The organism is Xanthomonas sp. NCPPB 1325, from assembly GCF_041477645.2.
GTDB lineage: Bacteria > Pseudomonadota > Gammaproteobacteria > Xanthomonadales > Xanthomonadaceae > Xanthomonas > Xanthomonas cannabis.
This window is the reverse complement of sequence record NZ_CM192985.1, coordinates 1,272,715-1,289,532: the sequence shown is the minus strand read 5'-3', so window position 1 is coordinate 1,289,532 and position 16,818 is coordinate 1,272,715. Positions and strand designations below refer to the sequence as shown.

Below are 16,818 nucleotides of genomic sequence, written 5' to 3'. Positions count from 1 at the left end.
CTTTAGACGCGACGCTTCTTCGGCGGACGGCACCCGTTGTGCGGGATTGGCGTCACGTCGATGATGTTGGTGATCTTGTAGCCCACGTTGTTCAACGAACGCACGGCCGACTCACGGCCCGGACCCGGACCCTTGATACGCACTTCCAGCGACTTCACGCCGTAGTCGAGCGCAGCGCGGCCAGCCTTTTCGGCGGCAACCTGAGCAGCGAACGGGGTCGACTTGCGCGAACCACGGAAACCGGCGCCGCCGGACGTAGCCCACGACAGTGCATTGCCCTGGCGATCGGTGATGGTGACGATGGTGTTGTTGAACGAAGCGTGGACGTGAGCGACGCCGTCAGTGATGACGCGCTTGATCTTCTTCTTCGTTTTCTTTTCTGCTGGCTTGGCCATGATCTATCCCTTACTTCCTGATCGCCTTGCGCGGACCCTTGCGGGTGCGGGCGTTGGTACGGGTACGCTGACCACGCAGCGGGAGACCACGGCGATGACGCAGACCGCGATAGCAGCCCAGGTCCATCAGTCGCTTGATCGCGATACCGATTTCGCGGCGCAGGTCGCCTTCGACGACATACTTGCCGACTTCGGCGCGCAGGCGCTCGATTTCGGGCTCGGACAGATCACGAATCTTCGTGGTCGAGGTAACGCCTGCGGATTCGCAGAGCTTCTTCGAACGGGTACGGCCGATGCCGTAGATGCTTTGCAACCCGACCCAGACGTGCTTCTGGGCTGGCAGGTTGACGCCTGCAATACGCGCCATGACGCGATTCTCCAACTGAGTGATGGCCCGACGGCGCCCAGGCGCCATCCGGCAGGATGGATCAAAAGTGAACTCGGAATTATAGCAAGGCCTCGGATTGCTTTGAAGCCCGTGGAACCAGAGGTTCCATGGACCCGGCGTGGGGAGTGTGCCCTCGCTCCGGCGCCGGACGGTGTTGATCCAGAAAACCTCTCCGAATCGCCTGTGCTACTCCCGCACAGGACCACCCCGTCACACCCGCGCGCGAGACGTCGCGCGAGCCGCCCTTCTGATCGGAAGATCGTGGCCCGGGAACCAGGCCGTCTTCACGTAATGAAGATCTAGTGTACCACTTAACCGCGCGCCAGACCGCCGCGCGAGCCGCCCTTGAGGTTGGCCTTCTTCAGCAAGCTCTCATACTGATGCGACATCAGGTGCGCCTGGATCTGGGCGATGAAGTCCATCACCACCACCACCGCAATCAGCAACGAGGTACCGCCGAAATGGAACGAAGTGCCGAGCTGCGTGCGCATGATTTCCGGCAGCAGACAGACGATCACCAGGTACAACGAGCCGGCTGCGGTCAGGCGCGTCAACACGCCATCCACATAGTCGGCCGTCGCCTTGCCCGGACGGATGCCCGGGATCAACGCGCCCGACTTCTTGAGGTTGTCGGCAGTTTCCTGCGAGTTGAACACCAGCGCGGTGTAGAAGAATGCAAAACCAATGATCAGCGCCGCAAACACCAGCATGTGCACCGGCTCGCCAGGACCCAGCGCGTTGGCGATCTTCTGCAACCACGAGCCAACACCGCTACCCGACGCCGCCTGGCCAGACCACATCGACAGCGTGGCCGGGAACGCCAGGATGCTGGATGCGAAGATCGGCGGGATCACGCCGGCCATGTTGAGCTTCAACGGCAGGAACGAGGTCTGGTTCATGTACGCATTGCGACCGCCCTGGCGGCGCGCGTAGTTGACCGTGATCCGCCGCTGCCCGCGCTCGACGAACACCACGAACAGCGTAAACGCCAGGATGGTGATGACGATCAACAGCAGCGAGATGAAACTCAGATTGCCTTCGCGGAACGCCTCGACCGTCTGGATCGCAGCAGACGGAAGGCCCGCCACGATGCCCGCGAAGATGATCAGCGATACACCGTTACCAATGCCGCGCTCGGTCACCTGCTCGCCAACCCACATCAGGAAGATGGTACCGGCGGTCAACGCGATCACCGCGGTAAGCACGAAACCCATGCCCGGCGCATACACCACCGGAGCGCCACCCGGCGCGGTCTGATTCTGCAGCGCCAGCGCGATGCTGCCACCCTGCACCACTGCAAGCAGCACCGCACCGATACGCGAATACTGGGTGATCTTACGTCGGCCGGACTCACCTTCTTTCTGCATCGCCTTGAGCGCGGGAAAGATGTGCGTGGCCAACTGGATCACGATCGATGCCGAGATATACGGCATCACATTCAACGCAAAAATACTGAAACGGTGCAGGGCGCCGCCCGAGAACATGTTGAACATGTCCACGATGCCGCCGCCCTGCGCCTGCATCAACGAAAGCATGGCATCGGGATTCACGCCCGGCACCGGCACATAACAGCCGATGCGATAGACGATCAATGCCCCGAGGACGAACAGCAGCCGCTGGCGAAGTTCCGTGAACTTGCCGAGCCCGCCACCGAGGTTACCAATGCCAGCCTGCGCCATCTGCCGATTACTCCTCTACGCTGCCGCCGGCAGCTTCGATTGCTGCCTTGGCGCCTGCGGTTGCCGCAACGCCCTTCAGTACGAACTTCTTGCTCAGCTCGCCCTTCAGCACGATCTTCGCCTTCTTGGCGCGGCTCGGGACCAGATTGGCCGCACGCAGCGCTGCGAAATCGACATCACCGGCATCCAGCTTGTCCAGCTGATACGACAACACTTCAGCGGTGTCGCGCGCCATCTTGGAACGGAAACCGATCTTCGGCAGACGACGCTGCATCGGGGTCTGGCCGCCTTCGAAGCCGGCCTTGATCTTGCCACCACCCTTACGAGCGAACGAACCCTTGTGACCGCGACCAGCGGTCTTGCCGAGGCCGGAACCGATACCACGGCCGACGCGGGTACGCTCGGTACGTGCGCCATCGGCGGGCTTGAGGTCATTAAGACGCAGAGTCATTGGATTACTCCTCAACCTTGACGAGGTAGTGAACCGTATTGATCAGGCCACGCACCTGCGGGCTGTCCTTCAGTTCACGCACATCGTTGAGCTTATTCAGGCCCAACGCACGCACCGACAGACGGTGACGCGACTGGGTTCCACGCAGGCCACGCACCAGGCGCACCTTCACGGTCTTGTTGGTGTCCTTAGCCATGGTTGAGCTCCTCCACCTTCTTGCCGCGCTTGGCCGCAACACGCGCCGGCGACTGCACTTCCGACAGACCCTTCAGGGTTGCACGGACCAGGTTGATCGGATTACGCGAACCAACAGCCTTGGCCAGCACGTTCTTGACGCCAACCGCCTCCAGCACTGCGCGCATGGCGCCGCCTGCGATGACGCCAGTACCTTCCGAAGCCGGCTGCATGTACACGCGTGCTGCGCCATGGCCCGACTTGACGGCATGCCACAAGGTGCCGTTGTTCAGATCGACAGTGGCCAGGTTCTTGCGCGCCTGCTCCATCGACTTCTGGATGGCAACGGGCACTTCGCGCGCCTTGCCATAACCGAAACCGACCTTGCCCAGACCATCGCCGACCACGGTCAGCGCGGTGAAGGTGAACTGGCGGCCGCCCTTGACCGTCTTGCTGACGCGGTTGACCGCGACCAGCTTCTCGATCATGCCATCGTCGACTTTCTCTTCGCGGTTACGGTCGCGATCACGACCCCGCGGTGCACGTTCTTCTGCCATCTTGATTCCTTGGATTGATTGGGTATGTACGGCTCGAAGCCGCTTATGGTTGTGAAGTCACGCTGTGTCCCCGGCACCGTTGCAAAAGAACGGGACGGTCCGGCATCTCCCCTGCCGGCGGTAACGCGGATGTGGCCGATGGCCACAGCCGCAGCAGTGCTTAGAACTGCAGGCCGCCTTCGCGAGCTGCGTCGGCCAGCGCCTTGATACGGCCATGGTAGCGATAGCCCGAGCGGTCGAATGCGACCTTCTCGATGCCCGCAGCCTTGGCGCGCTCGGCGATCAGCTTGCCGACCTTGACGGCCGCATCGCTGTTCTTGCCGTTCTTCAGGCCATCCTTGACGTCGGCCTGCAGGGTGTTCGCCGCGGCGATCACCTTGGAACCGTCGGCAGTGAAGACCTGGGCATACAGGTGCTGACCGGTGCGCAGCACCGACAGACGGGCGACGCCCAGCTCACGGATGTGTGCACGGGTCGATTTGGCACGACGCAGGCGGGCAATATTCTTGTTGATGCTCATGATATGTGTCCTACGGAAGCTGAAGGAAGAGCGCGTTCCTGTCAAAAGTCCGCACATGGATGTGCGGGCTCTTGCGAGGGACTCGTCGTTAAGCCTTCTTGGCTTCCTTGCGAATGATGACTTCACCGGCGTACTTCACACCCTTGCCCTTATAGGGCTCCGGCGGACGGAAACCGCGGATCTTGGCGGCGACTTCGCCAACGCGCTGCTTGTCGGCACCTTGGACCACGATTTCGGTCTGGGTCGGGGTCGACAGCGTGATGCCTTCCGGCGCCACGAACACCAACGGGTGCGAGAAACCGAGCGCCAGGCTCAGATCCTTGCCCTGCATGGCGGCACGGTAACCGACGCCGACCAGCTCGAGCTTGCGCTCGAAGCCTTCGGACACACCCTTGACCATATTGGCCAGGATGGCGCGCACGGTGCCGGTGATGGCGATCTGCGACGGATCATTGGCCGACAGCGTGGCGACGTCGCCATCGATGGCGATTTCCACACCCACCGGCTTGGGCAGGGTCAGGGTGCCCTTCGGGCCCTTGACGCTGACCAGCTCAGGCTGGACGTTGAGCTCAACACCCTTCGGAAGGGACACAGGCTTCTTGGCTACACGGGACATGTTCGATTCCTTCCCTTAGGCCACGAAGCACAGGACTTCACCACCAACGCCGGCTTCGCGAGCCTGCGCATCGGTCATGATGCCCTTCGACGTGGAGATGATGGCGATACCCAGGCCACCCAGGACCTTGGGCAGCTCGGTCTTGCCGCGGTACTGGCGCAGACCCGAGCGCGAGAAACGCTTCAAGGTCTCGATGACCGGGCGGCCTTCGAAATACTTCAGCACGATTTCCAGCTCCGACTTGTTGTTTTCGGTGGCCGTAACGCGCAGGTCGGTGATGTAACCCTCGTCCTTCAGGACCTGGGCGATCGCAACCTTGATCTTGGACGACGGCAATTTCACCGTCTGCTTACCAACCGCGGCCGCATTCTTGATGCGAACCAGCAGGTCGGCGATGGGATCAGTCATGCTCATATGAGTACCTTTGAGTGCACCGATATCCGCTTTCGCGAAAATCTTGTGTTTTCCTGGGGATGGGCCAGGACCCTTGACGCCATGTCAAACCCGCACGGGCAAGACAGAAGCGGAAGTATACGACAAAAGAGCCCGACTTGCGTCGGACTCCCTTGTTGAACAGAACAACCCTGCCCAAACCGGCCGCGAGCGGCCGGGCTGCTGTTACCAGCTTGCCTTGCGCAGGCCCGGAACGTCGCCGTTCATTGTGGCCTTGCGCAGCATGTTGCGGCCCAGACCGAACTTGCGGTAGACACCGCGCGGACGACCCGACAGCTCGCAACGGTTGCGGTGGCGGCTCGGCGACGAATCGCGCGGCAGCTTCTGCAACTTGGTCGACGCATCGATCTTCTCTTCGTAGGACGCATCCTGGCTGGAGAGGATCTTCTTCAGCGCATCACGCTTGCCGGCGAACTTCTTGGCCAGCTTCGCGCGCTTGATGTCGCGGTGGATCATGGAGGTCTTTGCCATTTCGGATGTCCTCTATGGTCAGTTACGGAACGGAAACTTGAACGCTGCCAGCAGCGCCTTCGCTTCCGCATCCGTCTTGGCGGTGGTGGTGATGGCGATATCCATACCGCGGATCGCGTCGACGGCGTCGAAGTCGATTTCCGGGAAGATGATCTGTTCCTTCACACCCATGTTGAAATTGCCACGACCGTCGAAGGAACGACCGGACACACCACGGAAGTCGCGCACGCGCGGCAACGAGATGTTGATCAGGCGATCCAGGAACTCGTACATCTTGGCGCGACGCAAGGTGGTCTTGCAGCCGATCGGCCAACCGTCACGAATCTTGAACGATGCGACCGAAACGCGCGACTTGGTGACCACCGGCTTCTGGCCGGAGATCTTGGACATGTCGGCGACCGCATTTTCCAGAATCTTCTTGTTGGTAGCCGCCTCGCCCACGCCCATGTTGAGCGTGACCTTGACCAGCTTCGGCACTTCCATCGGATTGGTGTAGCCGAATTCCTTCATCAGGGCCGGCACCACGTTTTCCTTGTAAAACTTTTCGAGACGAGTGTTCATGATCTCATTCCTCAGGCGTCGAGCGCCTCACCGCTGGAGCGGAACACACGCAATTTGCGTCCATCCTCCAGCACCTTGAAGCCAACGCGCTCGCCCTTACCCGTTGCCGGGTTGACGATATTGACGTTGGAGATATGGATCGACGCTTCACGCTCGACCACGCCGCCGGCGACACCCGCCTGCGGGTTCGGCTTGGTGTGGCGCTTGATGACGTTGGCGTTGGAGACGATCACGCGATCGCCGTCCACACGCACCACTTCACCCTGCTTACCCTTGTCCTTGCCGGTGTTGATGACGACCTGGTCGCCCTTCTTGATACGGTTAGCCATGTGTATGTCCTCCGCTCACAGCACTTCGGGAGCGAGCGAGACGATCTTCATGAACTTCTCGGAACGCAGCTCGCGCGTCACCGGCCCGAAGATGCGGGTCCCGATCGGCTCCTGCTTGTTGTTCAACAGCACAGCGGCATTGCCATCGAAGCGGATCAGCGAACCGTCGGGACGGCGCACACCCTTACGGGTACGCACCACGACGGCGTCGTAGACTTCGCCCTTCTTGACCTTGCCACGCGGAATGGCGTCCTTGACGGTCACCTTGATGATGTCGCCAATGTGTGCGTAGCGGCGCTTGGAGCCGCCCAGCACCTTGATGCACATCACTTCCTTGGCACCCGAATTGTCGGCGACATCGAGGTAGCTCTGCATCTGGATCATGATTCAGATCTCCCTTATTCGGCCGAACGGGTGACGATTTCCACCACCCGCCAGTTCTTGGTCTTGGACATCGGAGCAATTTCGGTCACGCGCACGACATCGCCTTCATTGCAGGCATTGTCGGCATCGTGTGCGTGCAGCTTGGTCGAGCGCTTGATGTACTTGCCGTACAGAGCATGCTTGACCTGGCGCTCCACCAACACGGTGACCGTCTTGTCCATCTTGTTGCTGACGACACGGCCTTCGACCGTGCGCAGCGTTTGCTTTTCGTTATTGTCGCTCATCGCGGCCGTCCTTACTTGGTGCTGCCGAGCAGGTGCTTGACGCGAGCAATCTCGCGGCGCACCCGGCGGGTTTCGTGGGTCTTCGGCAGCTGGCCGGTGACCTGCTGCATACGGAGCGAGAACTGCTCCTTACGCAAATCGGTCAGGTGGGCCTTCAGTTCGTCAGCCGACTTTTCGCGGAGTTGTTTGATATCCATCAGCGCACCGTCCGGGTCACGAAAGTGGTCGTCACCGAGAGCTTGGCAGCGGCAAGGCGGAATGCCTCACGTGCGGTCTCTTCGGGAATCCCCTCGATTTCATAGATCATGCGGCCCGGCTGAATCTGCGCGACCCAGTACTCCACGTTGCCCTTACCGGAGCCCATGCGGACTTCGATCGGCTTCTTGGTGATCGGCTTGTCGGGGAACACACGGATCCACATCTTGCCGCCCTTCTTGACGTGGCGGCTGATCGTGCGGCGTGCTGCTTCAATCTGGCGCGCAGTCAGCTGACCGTGCGCCGTGGCCTTGAGGCCGTATTCGCCGAAGCTGACGGCGTTTCCGCTCCATGCCAGGCCGTCATTACGGCCCTTGTGCATCTTGCGATATTTGGTTCGCTTGGGTTGCAACATTGCCGTTACCTCGCTTCACGAGCCGGGCGCGACGGGCGGTCACCACGGTCGCCGCGATCGTTACGATCGTTGCGCGGGCTGTCGTCCTGCTTTTCCTGGCCAACCTGGGAGAAGTCGAAAACCTCGCCCTTATAGATCCAGACCTTGATCCCGATGATGCCGTACGTCGTGGACGCCTCGGCAAAACCGTAATCAATGTCGGCACGTAGCGTGTGCAGCGGCACGCGACCTTCGCGGTACCACTCCGAACGGGCGATTTCTGCACCGTTGAGGCGGCCAGCCACGTTGACCTTGATGCCCAGGGCACTCAAGCGCATCGCGTTACCGACCGAGCGCTTCATTGCGCGGCGGAACATGATGCGACGCTCGAGCTGCTGCGCGATCGACTCGGCGACCAGCTGCGCATCCAGCTCCGGCTTGCGCACTTCGGTGACGTTGATGTGCGCCGGAACGCCCATCAGTTCGCTCACTTCCTTACGCAGCTTTTCAATATCCTCACCACGCTTGCCGATCACCACGCCCGGACGGGCGGTGTGAATGGTGACGCGGGCGGTTTTGGCAGGGCGCTCGATCAAGATCTTGCTGACACCTGCCTGCGCGAGCTTCTTGCGCAGCATTTCACGCACTTTCAGGTCGGCTGCCAGGTAACCGGCGAAGTCGCCCTTGTTTGCGTACCACTTGGAGTTCCAGTCTTTGGAGATACCAAGACGGATTCCAGTCGGATGAACTTTATGACCCATGGTCTTTTCCTTTCCGCTTACTTGGCGGCGCCGACAATCACAGTGATGTGACTGGTGCGCTTGAGGATGCGGGTACCGCGGCCTTTCGCCCGCGCCATGAAACGCTTCAGGGAGGGACCTTCATCAACCATGATGGTCTTGACCTTCAGCTCGTCGACATCCGCGCCCTGATTGTTCTCGGCATTGGCGATAGCCGACTCCACCACCTTTTTGATCAGGTGTGCAGCCTTCTTGTCCGAGAACTTCAGCAGATTGACCGCACGCTCGGCGGACAAACCACGCACCTGATCAGCGACCAGGCGGGCCTTCTGCGGGGAGATGCGCGCGGTGCGCAGGATTGCTTTCGCTTCCATCGTCATCTCTCCTTACCTGCCCGACTTCTTGTCGCCACCGTGACCCTTGAAGGTCCGGGTGACGGCAAATTCGCCGAGCTTGTGGCCGACCATATTCTCGTTGACGAGCACCGGAATGTGGTTCTTGCCGTTATGCACGGCGATGGTGATGCCTACCATTTCAGGCAGGATCATCGAACGGCGCGACCAGGTCTTGATCGGCTTCTTGCTACCCGCAGCGGACTCCACCTTCTTTGCAAGGTGGTGATCGACGAACGGGCCCTTCTTAAGTGAACGTGCCATGGTCGATTAGCCCCTACGATCGCGGACGATGAACTGCTGGGTGCGCTTGTTCTTGCGCGTCTTGTAACCCTTGGTCGGAACACCCCACGGGGTGACCGGATGCGGATTACCCTGACCAGCCTTCGCTTCACCACCACCGTGCGGGTGATCGACCGGGTTCATGGCCGCACCGCGAACGGTCGGGCGAACACCGCGCCAACGCTTGGCGCCGGCCTTGCCCAGCTTCTCGAGGTTGTGCTCGTCGTTGCCGACTTCGCCGATGGTGGCGCGGCACTCGACCGGCACCTTGCGCATTTCGCCCGAGCGCAGGCGCAGCGTGGCATAGATGCCTTCGCGAGCGACCAGCTGGACGGCTGCACCGGCAGCACGTGCGATCTGAGCGCCCTTACCCGGCTTCAGCTCGATACCGTGAACCGTCGTACCGACCGGGATGTTACGCAGCGGCAGCGTGTTGCCGGTCTTGATCGGTGCGTTGGCACCGGCAATGACCTGGTCGCCAGCCTTCAGGCCCTTCGGGGCGATGATGTAGCGGCGCTCGCCGTCGACATAGCACAGCAGGGCGATATGGGCGGTACGGTTCGGATCGTATTCGATCCGCTCCACACGCGCCGGAATGCCTTCCTTGTTGCGCTTGAAGTCGATGATGCGGTAGTGCTGCTTGTGGCCACCACCGACGTGACGCACGGTGATGCGGCCGTGGTGGTTACGACCACCGGACTTGCTCTGCGAGTCGAGCAGCGCCGCGTGCGGTGCGCCCTTGTGCAGATCGGGAGTAACCACGCGCACGGCGGAACGACGGCCGGGAGAGGTGGGTTTGAACTTCATCAATGGCATGGGATGGACCTCAGGCCTTGGCCGTTACGTCGATGGACTGACCATCGACTAGGCGGACGTACGCTTTGCGCCAATTGCCACGGTTGCCAGCACGGTTACGGAAGGACTTGCTCTTGCCCTTGACGTTGACCACGTTGACTGCCTTGACCTTGACGTCGAACAGCTGCTCAACCGCGGCCTTTACATCGGCCTTGGTGGCGTCGTTCGAAACTTCGAAGACATACTGGTTGGAGATTTCCTGCAGGCGCGCGGTCTTTTCGGAGACTCGCGGAGCACGCAGCACGCTGAAGATTTTTTCGTTGCTGCTCATGCCAGCCACTCCTCGACCTTCTTGACCGCATCGGCGGTGATCACGACCGTATCGGCCCCGACCAGCGCGACCGGATCCAGACCCTGCACATCACGCACCTGCACATACGGCAGATTGCGGGCGGACAGATACAGGTGCTCGGAGGCTTCTTCGGTGACGATCAGCGGGCGCTTGCCCACATCCAGTCCCTTCAGCTTCTCGATCAGACCCTTGGTCTTGGTCGCTTCGAGGTCGAACGCGTCGACGATCATCAGACGACCCTGACGGTTCAACTCGGAGAAGATCGCGCAGATGGCCGCGCGATACATCTTGCGGTTGACCTTCTGCTCGAAGCTGCGCGGCTTGGCCGCAAAGGTCACGCCGCCGCCGACGAAGATCGGAGCCGTCAGTGCGCCATGACGCGCGCCGCCGCCCTTCTGCTTCTTCGACTTCTTGGTCGTGCCCGCAACTTCCGAACGCGTCTTCTGTGCCTTGGTACCAGCGCGACCGGCGTTGCGATAAGCGACGACGACCTGGTGAACCAGATCCTCGCTGAATTCGCGACCGAACACGGCATCGGAGACCGAGACCTTGTTGTTGCTACCCGTGATAACGAGTTCCATCGTCATCTCTCCTTATGCCTTGCTCGCCGGACGGACGATCACGTCGCCACCAGCTGCGCCAGGCACGGCGCCGCGGATAGCAATCAGACCACGCTCGACGTCGACCTTGACCACTTCCAGGTTCTGCGTGCTTTGCTGCACGGCGCCCATGTGGCCCGACATCTTCTTACCCGGGAAAACACGACCCGGGGTCTGGCGCTGACCCAACGAACCCGGCGCGCGATGCGACAGCGAGTTACCGTGAGTTGCATCGCCCATACGGAAGTTGTAGCGCTTGATGGTGCCCTGGAAACCCTTACCCTTGGTGACGCCCTGGACGTCGACCTTCTGGCCGACCTCGAAGATGTCCGCCTTGATTTCGCCGCCAACGGCGAAATCGCCGAGCTGCGCATCTTCAACGCGGAATTCCCACAAGCCACGACCCGCTTCGACCTTCGCCTTGGCGAAGTGACCGGCGGCCGGCTTGTTGACCAGTGCGGCGCGACGCGCGCCAACGGTAATCTGCACGGCGCTGTAGCCGTCAACTTCGACGGTCTTGATCTGCGCGATGCGGTTCGGAGTTGCTTCGATCAGCGTGACCGGTACCGAGCGGCCGTCTTCAGTGAAGACGCGGCTCATACCAGCCTTGCGGCCCACGAAGCCCAACGAATATTTCTTCGTCATGGTCGTAGTCCTCAGGTGAGCTTGATCTGGACGTCGACGCCAGCCGCGAGTTCGAGCTTCATCAGCGCGTCCACGGTCTTGTCGTTGGGGTCGACGATATCGAGCACACGCTTGTGCGTGCGGGTTTCGTATTGGTCACGCGCATCCTTGTCGGCATGCGGGGATACGAGGATGGTGTAACGTTCGATCTTGGTCGGCAGCGGGATCGGGCCACGCACTTGCGCGCCGGTCCGCTTGGCCGTTTCGACGATCTCGCTGGCCGAACGGTCGATCAAACGATGATCGAACGCCTTCAACCGAATCCGGATCTTTTGTTCCGACATGACGGAAGCTTCCTTCGTTAAAAGAGCGACGGGCAAGGCCTCTGGGATACCTGCCCCGATATTCCTGCGTTGGTGAAATCGCCGTACTTCCTGCCGACGAGGGCTTTCCTCCGCCCAAAAACTGAGGCAGCCCGGTAAACCGGCCTGCCCAGACGGAAAAGTATAATGCGCAGCTAGAGCACGGTCAACAACGGATGAGTTGTTGAGTGCTCCATGCAACACGACCTTCCCGGTCTGGCGAACACGAGCGGCATCCTGCCGTTCTTTTCGCTGTAACCCAGCGCCCTACCCAGGGACACCGAGCCGCGCATTATAGCGACGTAAATTTCAGCGCGCAAGCGCAGAACCTGCAGCCGGATGTCGGTAAACCAATCTAGGCCGAGGGGCAATAAAAAGGGCCGGCTTGCGCCGACCCTTCCGTGCTACGTCAGCGGCAAACGCCGCCGATTGCAGGCACTGCTTACTTGATGACCTTGGCAACCACGCCGGCGCCGACGGTGCGGCCACCTTCACGGATTGCAAAGCGCAGACCTTCGTCCATCGCGACCGGGTTGATCAGGGTCACGACCATCTTGACATTGTCGCCCGGCATCACCATCTCCACGCCTTCCGGCAGCTGGCACGCGCCAGTGATGTCGGTGGTGCGGAAGTAGAACTGCGGACGGTAGCCCTTGAAGAACGGGGTGTGACGGCCACCCTCGTCCTTGGACAGCACGTAGACTTCGGCTTCGAACTCGGTGTGCGGCTTGATCGAACCCGGCTTGCACAGCACCTGGCCACGCTCCACGTCGTCACGCTTGGTGCCGCGCAGCAGCAGACCGGCGTTATCGCCTGCCTGGCCCTGGTCCAGCAGCTTGCGGAACATTTCCACGCCGGTGACCGTGGTCTTCTGCGTGTCGCGGATGCCGACGATTTCGATTTCGTCGCCCACCTTGATGATGCCGCGCTCGATACGACCGGTCACCACGGTGCCGCGGCCGGAGATCGAGAACACGTCTTCGACCGGCATCAGGAACGGACGGTCGACGTCACGGGTCGGCTCCGGAATGAAGCTGTCCAGGGCATCGACCAGCTTCAGGATGGCCGGCACACCGATCTCGCTCTGATCACCGTCCAGCGCCAGACGGGCCGAACCGTGGATGATCGGGGTGTCGTCGCCCGGGAAGTCGTACTTGCTGAGCAGCTCGCGCACTTCCATCTCGACCAGCTCGAGCAGCTCGGCGTCGTCGACCATGTCGGCCTTGTTCAGGAACACGACGATGTGCGGCACACCGACCTGACGCGAGAGCAGGATGTGCTCGCGGGTCTGCGGCATCGGGCCGTCAGCGGCCGAACACACCAGGATCGCGCCGTCCATCTGCGCCGCACCGGTGATCATGTTCTTGACGTAGTCGGCGTGGCCGGGGCAGTCAACGTGTGCGTAGTGGCGGGTCGGGGATTCGTATTCGACGTGCGCGGTCGAAATCGTGATGCCGCGCGCCTTTTCTTCCGGCGCTGCGTCGATCGCGTCATACGCCTTGAACTCGCCACCGAAACGCTCTGCACCGATCTTGGTCAGCGCGGCAGTCAACGTGGTCTTGCCATGGTCGACGTGACCGATGGTGCCGACGTTCACGTGCGGCTTGGTGCGCTCGAATTTAGCTTTTGCCATGACTTACTACCTCTAATTGAAAAATTTTTGAAGCGGCTGAGCGAACTCAGCCCTTCTTGGTGACGGCGTCGGCGATGTTGGCCGGTGCCTCTTCGTAGTGGTCGAATTCCATCGAGAACGTCGCACGCCCCTGGCTCATGGAGCGCAGCGAGGTCGCGTAGCCGAACATTTCACCCAGCGGAATCATCGCGTTGATGATCTTGCCCGACGGGCTGTCGTCCTGACCCTGCAACACGCCACGACGGCGGCTCACGTCGCCCATCACGTCACCCAGGTAATCCTCCGGGCTGACGATCTCGACCTTCATGATCGGCTCCAGCAACACCGGGCTGGCTTTCGCAAAGCCCTGCTTGAACGCCATCGACGCGGCCAGCTTGAACGCCATTTCCGAGGAGTCGACGTCGTGGTACGAGCCGAACACCAGCTTGACCTTCACGCCCACCACCGGGAAGCCGGCGATCGGGCCGCTGGTGATCGTTTCGCGCAGACCCTTTTCAACCGAGGGAATGAATTCCTTCGGAATGATGCCGCCGGTGATGTCGTTGATGAAGAGGAAATCGTCCTTGACGTTGTCGCTCTTGCGATCTTCCTCGGTCATCGGCGACAGCTCGATCACCACGTGACCGTACTGACCCTTACCACCGGACTGCTTGGCGTGCTTGTAATCGGACTTGACGTCGGACTTGCGGATCGTCTCGCGGTAGGCCACCTGCGGCTTGCCGACGTTGGCCTCGACATTGAACTCGCGACGCATACGGTCGACGATGATGTCCAGGTGCAACTCGCCCATGCCCGAGATGATGGTCTGGCCGGATTCTTCGTCGGTCTTGACGCGGAACGAGGGATCTTCCTGCGCCAGACGGCCCAGGGCCATACCCATCTTTTCCTGGTCCGACTTGGTCTTCGGCTCGACCGCCATCGAAATCACCGGCTCCGGGAACACCATGCGCTCCAGGGTGATGATCTTGTCCTGCGCACACAGGGTGTCGCCGGTGGTGACGTCCTTCAGACCCACGGCAGCGGCGATGTCGCCAGCGCGCACTTCCTTGATCTCTTCGCGATTGTTGGAGTGCATCTGCAGGATGCGGCCCACACGCTCCTTCTTCGACTTGACCGGGTTATAGACCTGGTCGCCGGAATTCAGCGTGCCCGAGTAGACGCGGAAGAAGGTGAGCGAGCCCACGAACGGGTCGGTCATGATCTTGAACGCCAACGCCGAGAACGGCGCGGTATCGCTCGCAGCGCGCGTGTCCTCCTTCTCGTCCTCGTCGATGCCCTGCACTGGCGGACGGTCGGCCGGCGACGGCAGCAGGTGCACGACGCCGTCGAGCATCGCCTGCACGCCCTTGTTCTTGAACGCCGAACCGCAGAACACCGGCACGATCTCGACCTTCAGGGTGCGCTCGCGCAGACCTTGCAGGATCTCTTCTTCGGTCAGATCGCCTTCGTTGAGGTACTTGTCCATCAGATCTTCGCTGGCTTCTGCAGCCGCCTCGATCATGAACGAACGCGCCTCGGTCGCCACATCGACCAGATCGGCCGGGATGTCGCGGTATTCGAAGGTGGTGCCCTGCGATGCGGAATCCCAGTGGATCGCCTTCATCTTGAGCAGGTCCACCACGCCTTCAAAGCCGTCTTCGGCACCGATCGGCACCTGCATCGGCACAGCGTATGCACCCAGACGGGCCTTCAGCTGCTCCACGACCTTGTCGAAGTTGGCACCGGTACGGTCCATCTTGTTGACGAAGGCCATGCGCGGCACGGAATACTTGTTGGCCTGACGCCACACGGTCTCGGACTGCGGCTGCACGCCACCGACCGCACACAGCACGAACACCGCACCGTCGAGCACGCGCAAGGAGCGCTCCACTTCGATGGTGAAGTCGACGTGCCCGGGGGTGTCGATGATGTTGAAGCGATGCTGCTGCATGGACTTGTCCATGCCCGACCAGAACGCAGTGGTTGCTGCGGAGGTGATGGTGATACCACGCTCCTGCTCCTGCTCCATCCAGTCCATCACTGCCGCGCCGTCATGGACTTCGCCGATCTTGTGACTCACACCGGTGTAGAACAGGATGCGTTCGGAGGTGGTGGTTTTGCCGGCATCGATGTGGGCCATGATGCCGAAGTTGCGGTAACGCTCGATAGGGGTGGTGCGGGCCACGGGGAGCCTCTCAATTTCTTGGATTTCGGATGGCCGAACGCCGCCTTTCGGCGGCCTTCGGATTGGTAGCGACGCCAGAGGCGTCGCAAACAGCACTCATATGGTGCTGAAGGGCCCCGTTACCAAGGCCCCCGAGGTCACCAGCGGTAGTGTGCGAACGCCTTGTTCGCTTCCGCCATACGGTGGGTCTCTTCGCGCTTCTTGATCGCGCCGCCACGGCTTTCCGCAGCGTCCAACAGTTCGGCAGCCAGCTTGCGCGGCATGGTGTTCTCACCACGCTTGCGCGCGGAGTCGATCAACCAGCGCATTGCCAGCGCCATGCGACGGGAGGAGCGCACTTCGACGGGCACCTGATAGGTAGCACCACCGACGCGACGCGATTTGACTTCGACAGCCGGGGCCACGTTGTCCAGTGCTTTCTGCACCAGCTCGATGGCATTCGGATTCTTTTCGCCAATGACGTCCATTGCGCCATAGACAATTTTCTCAGCAACCGACTTCTTGCCACTTTGCATCACCATGTTGATGAAGCGGGCAATGGTTTCGCTGCCATGCTTGGGATCAGGCAGGACGGTGCGCTGCGGAGTAGAACCTTTACGGGACATTAGAGTATTTCCTTAGCTCTTCGGGCGCTTGGCGCCGTACTTGGAACGACCTTGACGGCGCTTTGCGACGCCGGCGGCGTCCAGCGAACCACGGACGGTGTGATAACGCACACCGGGAAGATCCTTGACGCGACCACCGCGAATCAGGACCACGGAGTGCTCCTGCAGGTTGTGGCCTTCACCACCGATGTAGCTGATGACCTCTTCCTGGTTCGTCAGACGCACTTTGGCGACCTTACGCAGGGCCGAGTTCGGCTTCTTCGGGGTAGTGGTGTAGACGCGTGTGCAGACGCCGCGGCGCTGCGGACACTTGTCCAGTGCCGGAGAGGCACTCTTGTAGGTGGTCGCTTGCCGGGGCTTGCGGACCAGCTGATTGATCGTTGCCATCAGTCGATTCTTCTGATTGGAGGCCGAAACGG

The 16,818-nt window shown here is 61.1% G+C and carries 28 protein-coding genes; all 28 read right to left on the bottom strand.

Annotation, left to right across the window (positions count from 1 at the left end):
* Window positions 1–2: 2 nt before the first annotated feature.
* Window positions 3–395 (bottom strand): 30S ribosomal protein S11, encoded by a 393-nt coding sequence (gene rpsK / locus ACCQ10_RS05305; protein ID WP_003486671.1) that lies wholly within the window; start codon window positions 393–395, stop codon window positions 3–5.
* A 10-nt stretch (window positions 396–405) separates the two neighbouring features.
* A complete protein-coding gene (rpsM, locus tag ACCQ10_RS05300; RefSeq protein WP_003486672.1) occupies window positions 406–762 on the bottom strand; it encodes a 30S ribosomal protein S13 in 357 nt (118 codons plus the stop codon).
* A 332-nt stretch (window positions 763–1,094) separates the two neighbouring features.
* Window positions 1,095–2,462: a preprotein translocase subunit SecY gene (gene secY, locus ACCQ10_RS05295; protein ID WP_039412801.1), complete on the bottom strand. Its 1,368-nt coding sequence runs from the start codon at window positions 2,460–2,462 to the stop codon at window positions 1,095–1,097.
* A 7-nt stretch (window positions 2,463–2,469) separates the two neighbouring features.
* Window positions 2,470–2,913 carry a 50S ribosomal protein L15 gene (gene rplO / locus ACCQ10_RS05290; protein WP_003486676.1) on the bottom strand — a complete coding sequence of 148 codons (444 nt, stop codon included), beginning with the start codon at window positions 2,911–2,913 and terminating at the stop codon, window positions 2,470–2,472.
* Between the two features lie 4 nt (window positions 2,914–2,917).
* The gene (gene rpmD, locus ACCQ10_RS05285) at window positions 2,918–3,109 is read right to left on the bottom strand and encodes a 50S ribosomal protein L30 (RefSeq protein ID WP_003486678.1); all 192 of its coding nucleotides are present in this window, start codon (window positions 3,107–3,109) and stop codon (window positions 2,918–2,920) included.
* A complete protein-coding gene (gene rpsE / locus ACCQ10_RS05280; RefSeq protein WP_003486682.1) occupies window positions 3,102–3,644 on the bottom strand; it encodes a 30S ribosomal protein S5 in 543 nt (180 codons plus the stop codon). Before rpsE ends, rpmD begins: the two co-directional genes overlap by 8 nt.
* 160 nt (window positions 3,645–3,804) lie before the next feature.
* A complete protein-coding gene (gene rplR / locus ACCQ10_RS05275; RefSeq protein ID WP_005993383.1) occupies window positions 3,805–4,164 on the bottom strand; it encodes a 50S ribosomal protein L18 in 360 nt (119 codons plus the stop codon).
* 88 nt (window positions 4,165–4,252) lie between these two features.
* A complete protein-coding gene (rplF, locus tag ACCQ10_RS05270; protein WP_039565326.1) occupies window positions 4,253–4,780 on the bottom strand; it encodes a 50S ribosomal protein L6 in 528 nt (175 codons plus the stop codon).
* A 15-nt stretch (window positions 4,781–4,795) separates the two neighbouring features.
* On the bottom strand, window positions 4,796–5,194 hold the full coding sequence (rpsH, locus tag ACCQ10_RS05265; RefSeq protein WP_010371096.1) for a 30S ribosomal protein S8: 399 nt from the start codon (window positions 5,192–5,194) through the stop codon (window positions 4,796–4,798).
* A gap of 204 nt (window positions 5,195–5,398) precedes the next feature.
* Window positions 5,399–5,704 carry a 30S ribosomal protein S14 gene (gene rpsN / locus ACCQ10_RS05260; RefSeq protein WP_005917137.1) on the bottom strand — a complete coding sequence of 102 codons (306 nt, stop codon included), beginning with the start codon at window positions 5,702–5,704 and terminating at the stop codon, window positions 5,399–5,401.
* An 18-nt stretch (window positions 5,705–5,722) separates the two neighbouring features.
* Window positions 5,723–6,265 carry a 50S ribosomal protein L5 gene (gene rplE, locus ACCQ10_RS05255; protein WP_010371090.1) on the bottom strand — a complete coding sequence of 181 codons (543 nt, stop codon included), beginning with the start codon at window positions 6,263–6,265 and terminating at the stop codon, window positions 5,723–5,725.
* An 11-nt stretch (window positions 6,266–6,276) separates the two neighbouring features.
* Window positions 6,277–6,594 carry a 50S ribosomal protein L24 gene (rplX, locus tag ACCQ10_RS05250; RefSeq protein WP_003486696.1) on the bottom strand — a complete coding sequence of 106 codons (318 nt, stop codon included), beginning with the start codon at window positions 6,592–6,594 and terminating at the stop codon, window positions 6,277–6,279.
* A gap of 15 nt (window positions 6,595–6,609) precedes the next feature.
* Entirely contained in the window at window positions 6,610–6,978 is a 369-nt protein-coding gene (rplN, locus tag ACCQ10_RS05245; RefSeq protein WP_003486699.1) for a 50S ribosomal protein L14, read from the bottom strand.
* A gap of 14 nt (window positions 6,979–6,992) precedes the next feature.
* Window positions 6,993–7,262 carry a 30S ribosomal protein S17 gene (gene rpsQ, locus ACCQ10_RS05240; RefSeq protein ID WP_003486701.1) on the bottom strand — a complete coding sequence of 90 codons (270 nt, stop codon included), beginning with the start codon at window positions 7,260–7,262 and terminating at the stop codon, window positions 6,993–6,995.
* 11 nt (window positions 7,263–7,273) lie between these two features.
* The gene (rpmC, locus tag ACCQ10_RS05235) at window positions 7,274–7,459 is read right to left on the bottom strand and encodes a 50S ribosomal protein L29 (RefSeq protein ID WP_003486703.1); all 186 of its coding nucleotides are present in this window, start codon (window positions 7,457–7,459) and stop codon (window positions 7,274–7,276) included.
* Window positions 7,459–7,872, bottom strand: a complete 414-nt coding sequence (gene rplP, locus ACCQ10_RS05230; protein WP_003486706.1) for a 50S ribosomal protein L16 — start codon at window positions 7,870–7,872, stop codon at window positions 7,459–7,461. Before rplP ends, rpmC begins: the two co-directional genes overlap by 1 nt.
* Window positions 7,873–7,877: 5 nt before the next feature.
* The gene (gene rpsC, locus ACCQ10_RS05225; protein WP_039412819.1) at window positions 7,878–8,612 is read right to left on the bottom strand and encodes a 30S ribosomal protein S3; all 735 of its coding nucleotides are present in this window, start codon (window positions 8,610–8,612) and stop codon (window positions 7,878–7,880) included.
* Between the two features lie 17 nt (window positions 8,613–8,629).
* Window positions 8,630–8,965 (bottom strand): 50S ribosomal protein L22, encoded by a 336-nt coding sequence (gene rplV / locus ACCQ10_RS05220; protein ID WP_002811686.1) that lies wholly within the window; start codon window positions 8,963–8,965, stop codon window positions 8,630–8,632.
* Between the two features lie 12 nt (window positions 8,966–8,977).
* Entirely contained in the window at window positions 8,978–9,247 is a 270-nt protein-coding gene (rpsS, locus tag ACCQ10_RS05215; RefSeq protein ID WP_005917128.1) for a 30S ribosomal protein S19, read from the bottom strand.
* A gap of 6 nt (window positions 9,248–9,253) precedes the next feature.
* Complete coding sequence (gene rplB, locus ACCQ10_RS05210) at window positions 9,254–10,081, bottom strand: 50S ribosomal protein L2 (RefSeq protein WP_003486715.1); 828 nt, start codon at window positions 10,079–10,081, stop codon at window positions 9,254–9,256.
* A 10-nt stretch (window positions 10,082–10,091) separates the two neighbouring features.
* A complete protein-coding gene (gene rplW, locus ACCQ10_RS05205) occupies window positions 10,092–10,391 on the bottom strand; it encodes a 50S ribosomal protein L23 (protein WP_057661879.1) in 300 nt (99 codons plus the stop codon).
* A complete protein-coding gene (gene rplD / locus ACCQ10_RS05200) occupies window positions 10,388–10,993 on the bottom strand; it encodes a 50S ribosomal protein L4 (protein WP_010371054.1) in 606 nt (201 codons plus the stop codon). The genes rplW and rplD overlap by 4 nt, the downstream gene beginning before the upstream one ends.
* A 12-nt stretch (window positions 10,994–11,005) precedes the next feature.
* The gene (gene rplC, locus ACCQ10_RS05195) at window positions 11,006–11,656 is read right to left on the bottom strand and encodes a 50S ribosomal protein L3 (RefSeq protein WP_011036123.1); all 651 of its coding nucleotides are present in this window, start codon (window positions 11,654–11,656) and stop codon (window positions 11,006–11,008) included.
* A gap of 11 nt (window positions 11,657–11,667) precedes the next feature.
* Window positions 11,668–11,979 carry a 30S ribosomal protein S10 gene (gene rpsJ, locus ACCQ10_RS05190; RefSeq protein ID WP_003486723.1) on the bottom strand — a complete coding sequence of 104 codons (312 nt, stop codon included), beginning with the start codon at window positions 11,977–11,979 and terminating at the stop codon, window positions 11,668–11,670.
* Between the two features lie 460 nt (window positions 11,980–12,439).
* Window positions 12,440–13,630: an elongation factor Tu gene (gene tuf, locus ACCQ10_RS05185; RefSeq protein ID WP_166752379.1), complete on the bottom strand. Its 1,191-nt coding sequence runs from the start codon at window positions 13,628–13,630 to the stop codon at window positions 12,440–12,442.
* Between the two features lie 46 nt (window positions 13,631–13,676).
* Window positions 13,677–15,794 carry an elongation factor G gene (fusA, locus tag ACCQ10_RS05180; RefSeq protein ID WP_039565346.1) on the bottom strand — a complete coding sequence of 706 codons (2,118 nt, stop codon included), beginning with the start codon at window positions 15,792–15,794 and terminating at the stop codon, window positions 13,677–13,679.
* A 137-nt stretch (window positions 15,795–15,931) separates the two neighbouring features.
* On the bottom strand, window positions 15,932–16,399 hold the full coding sequence (rpsG, locus tag ACCQ10_RS05175; protein WP_011260032.1) for a 30S ribosomal protein S7: 468 nt from the start codon (window positions 16,397–16,399) through the stop codon (window positions 15,932–15,934).
* Window positions 16,400–16,411: 12 nt separating this feature from the next.
* Window positions 16,412–16,786 carry a 30S ribosomal protein S12 gene (gene rpsL / locus ACCQ10_RS05170; protein ID WP_003469157.1) on the bottom strand — a complete coding sequence of 125 codons (375 nt, stop codon included), beginning with the start codon at window positions 16,784–16,786 and terminating at the stop codon, window positions 16,412–16,414.
* Window positions 16,787–16,818 lie beyond the last annotated feature (32 nt).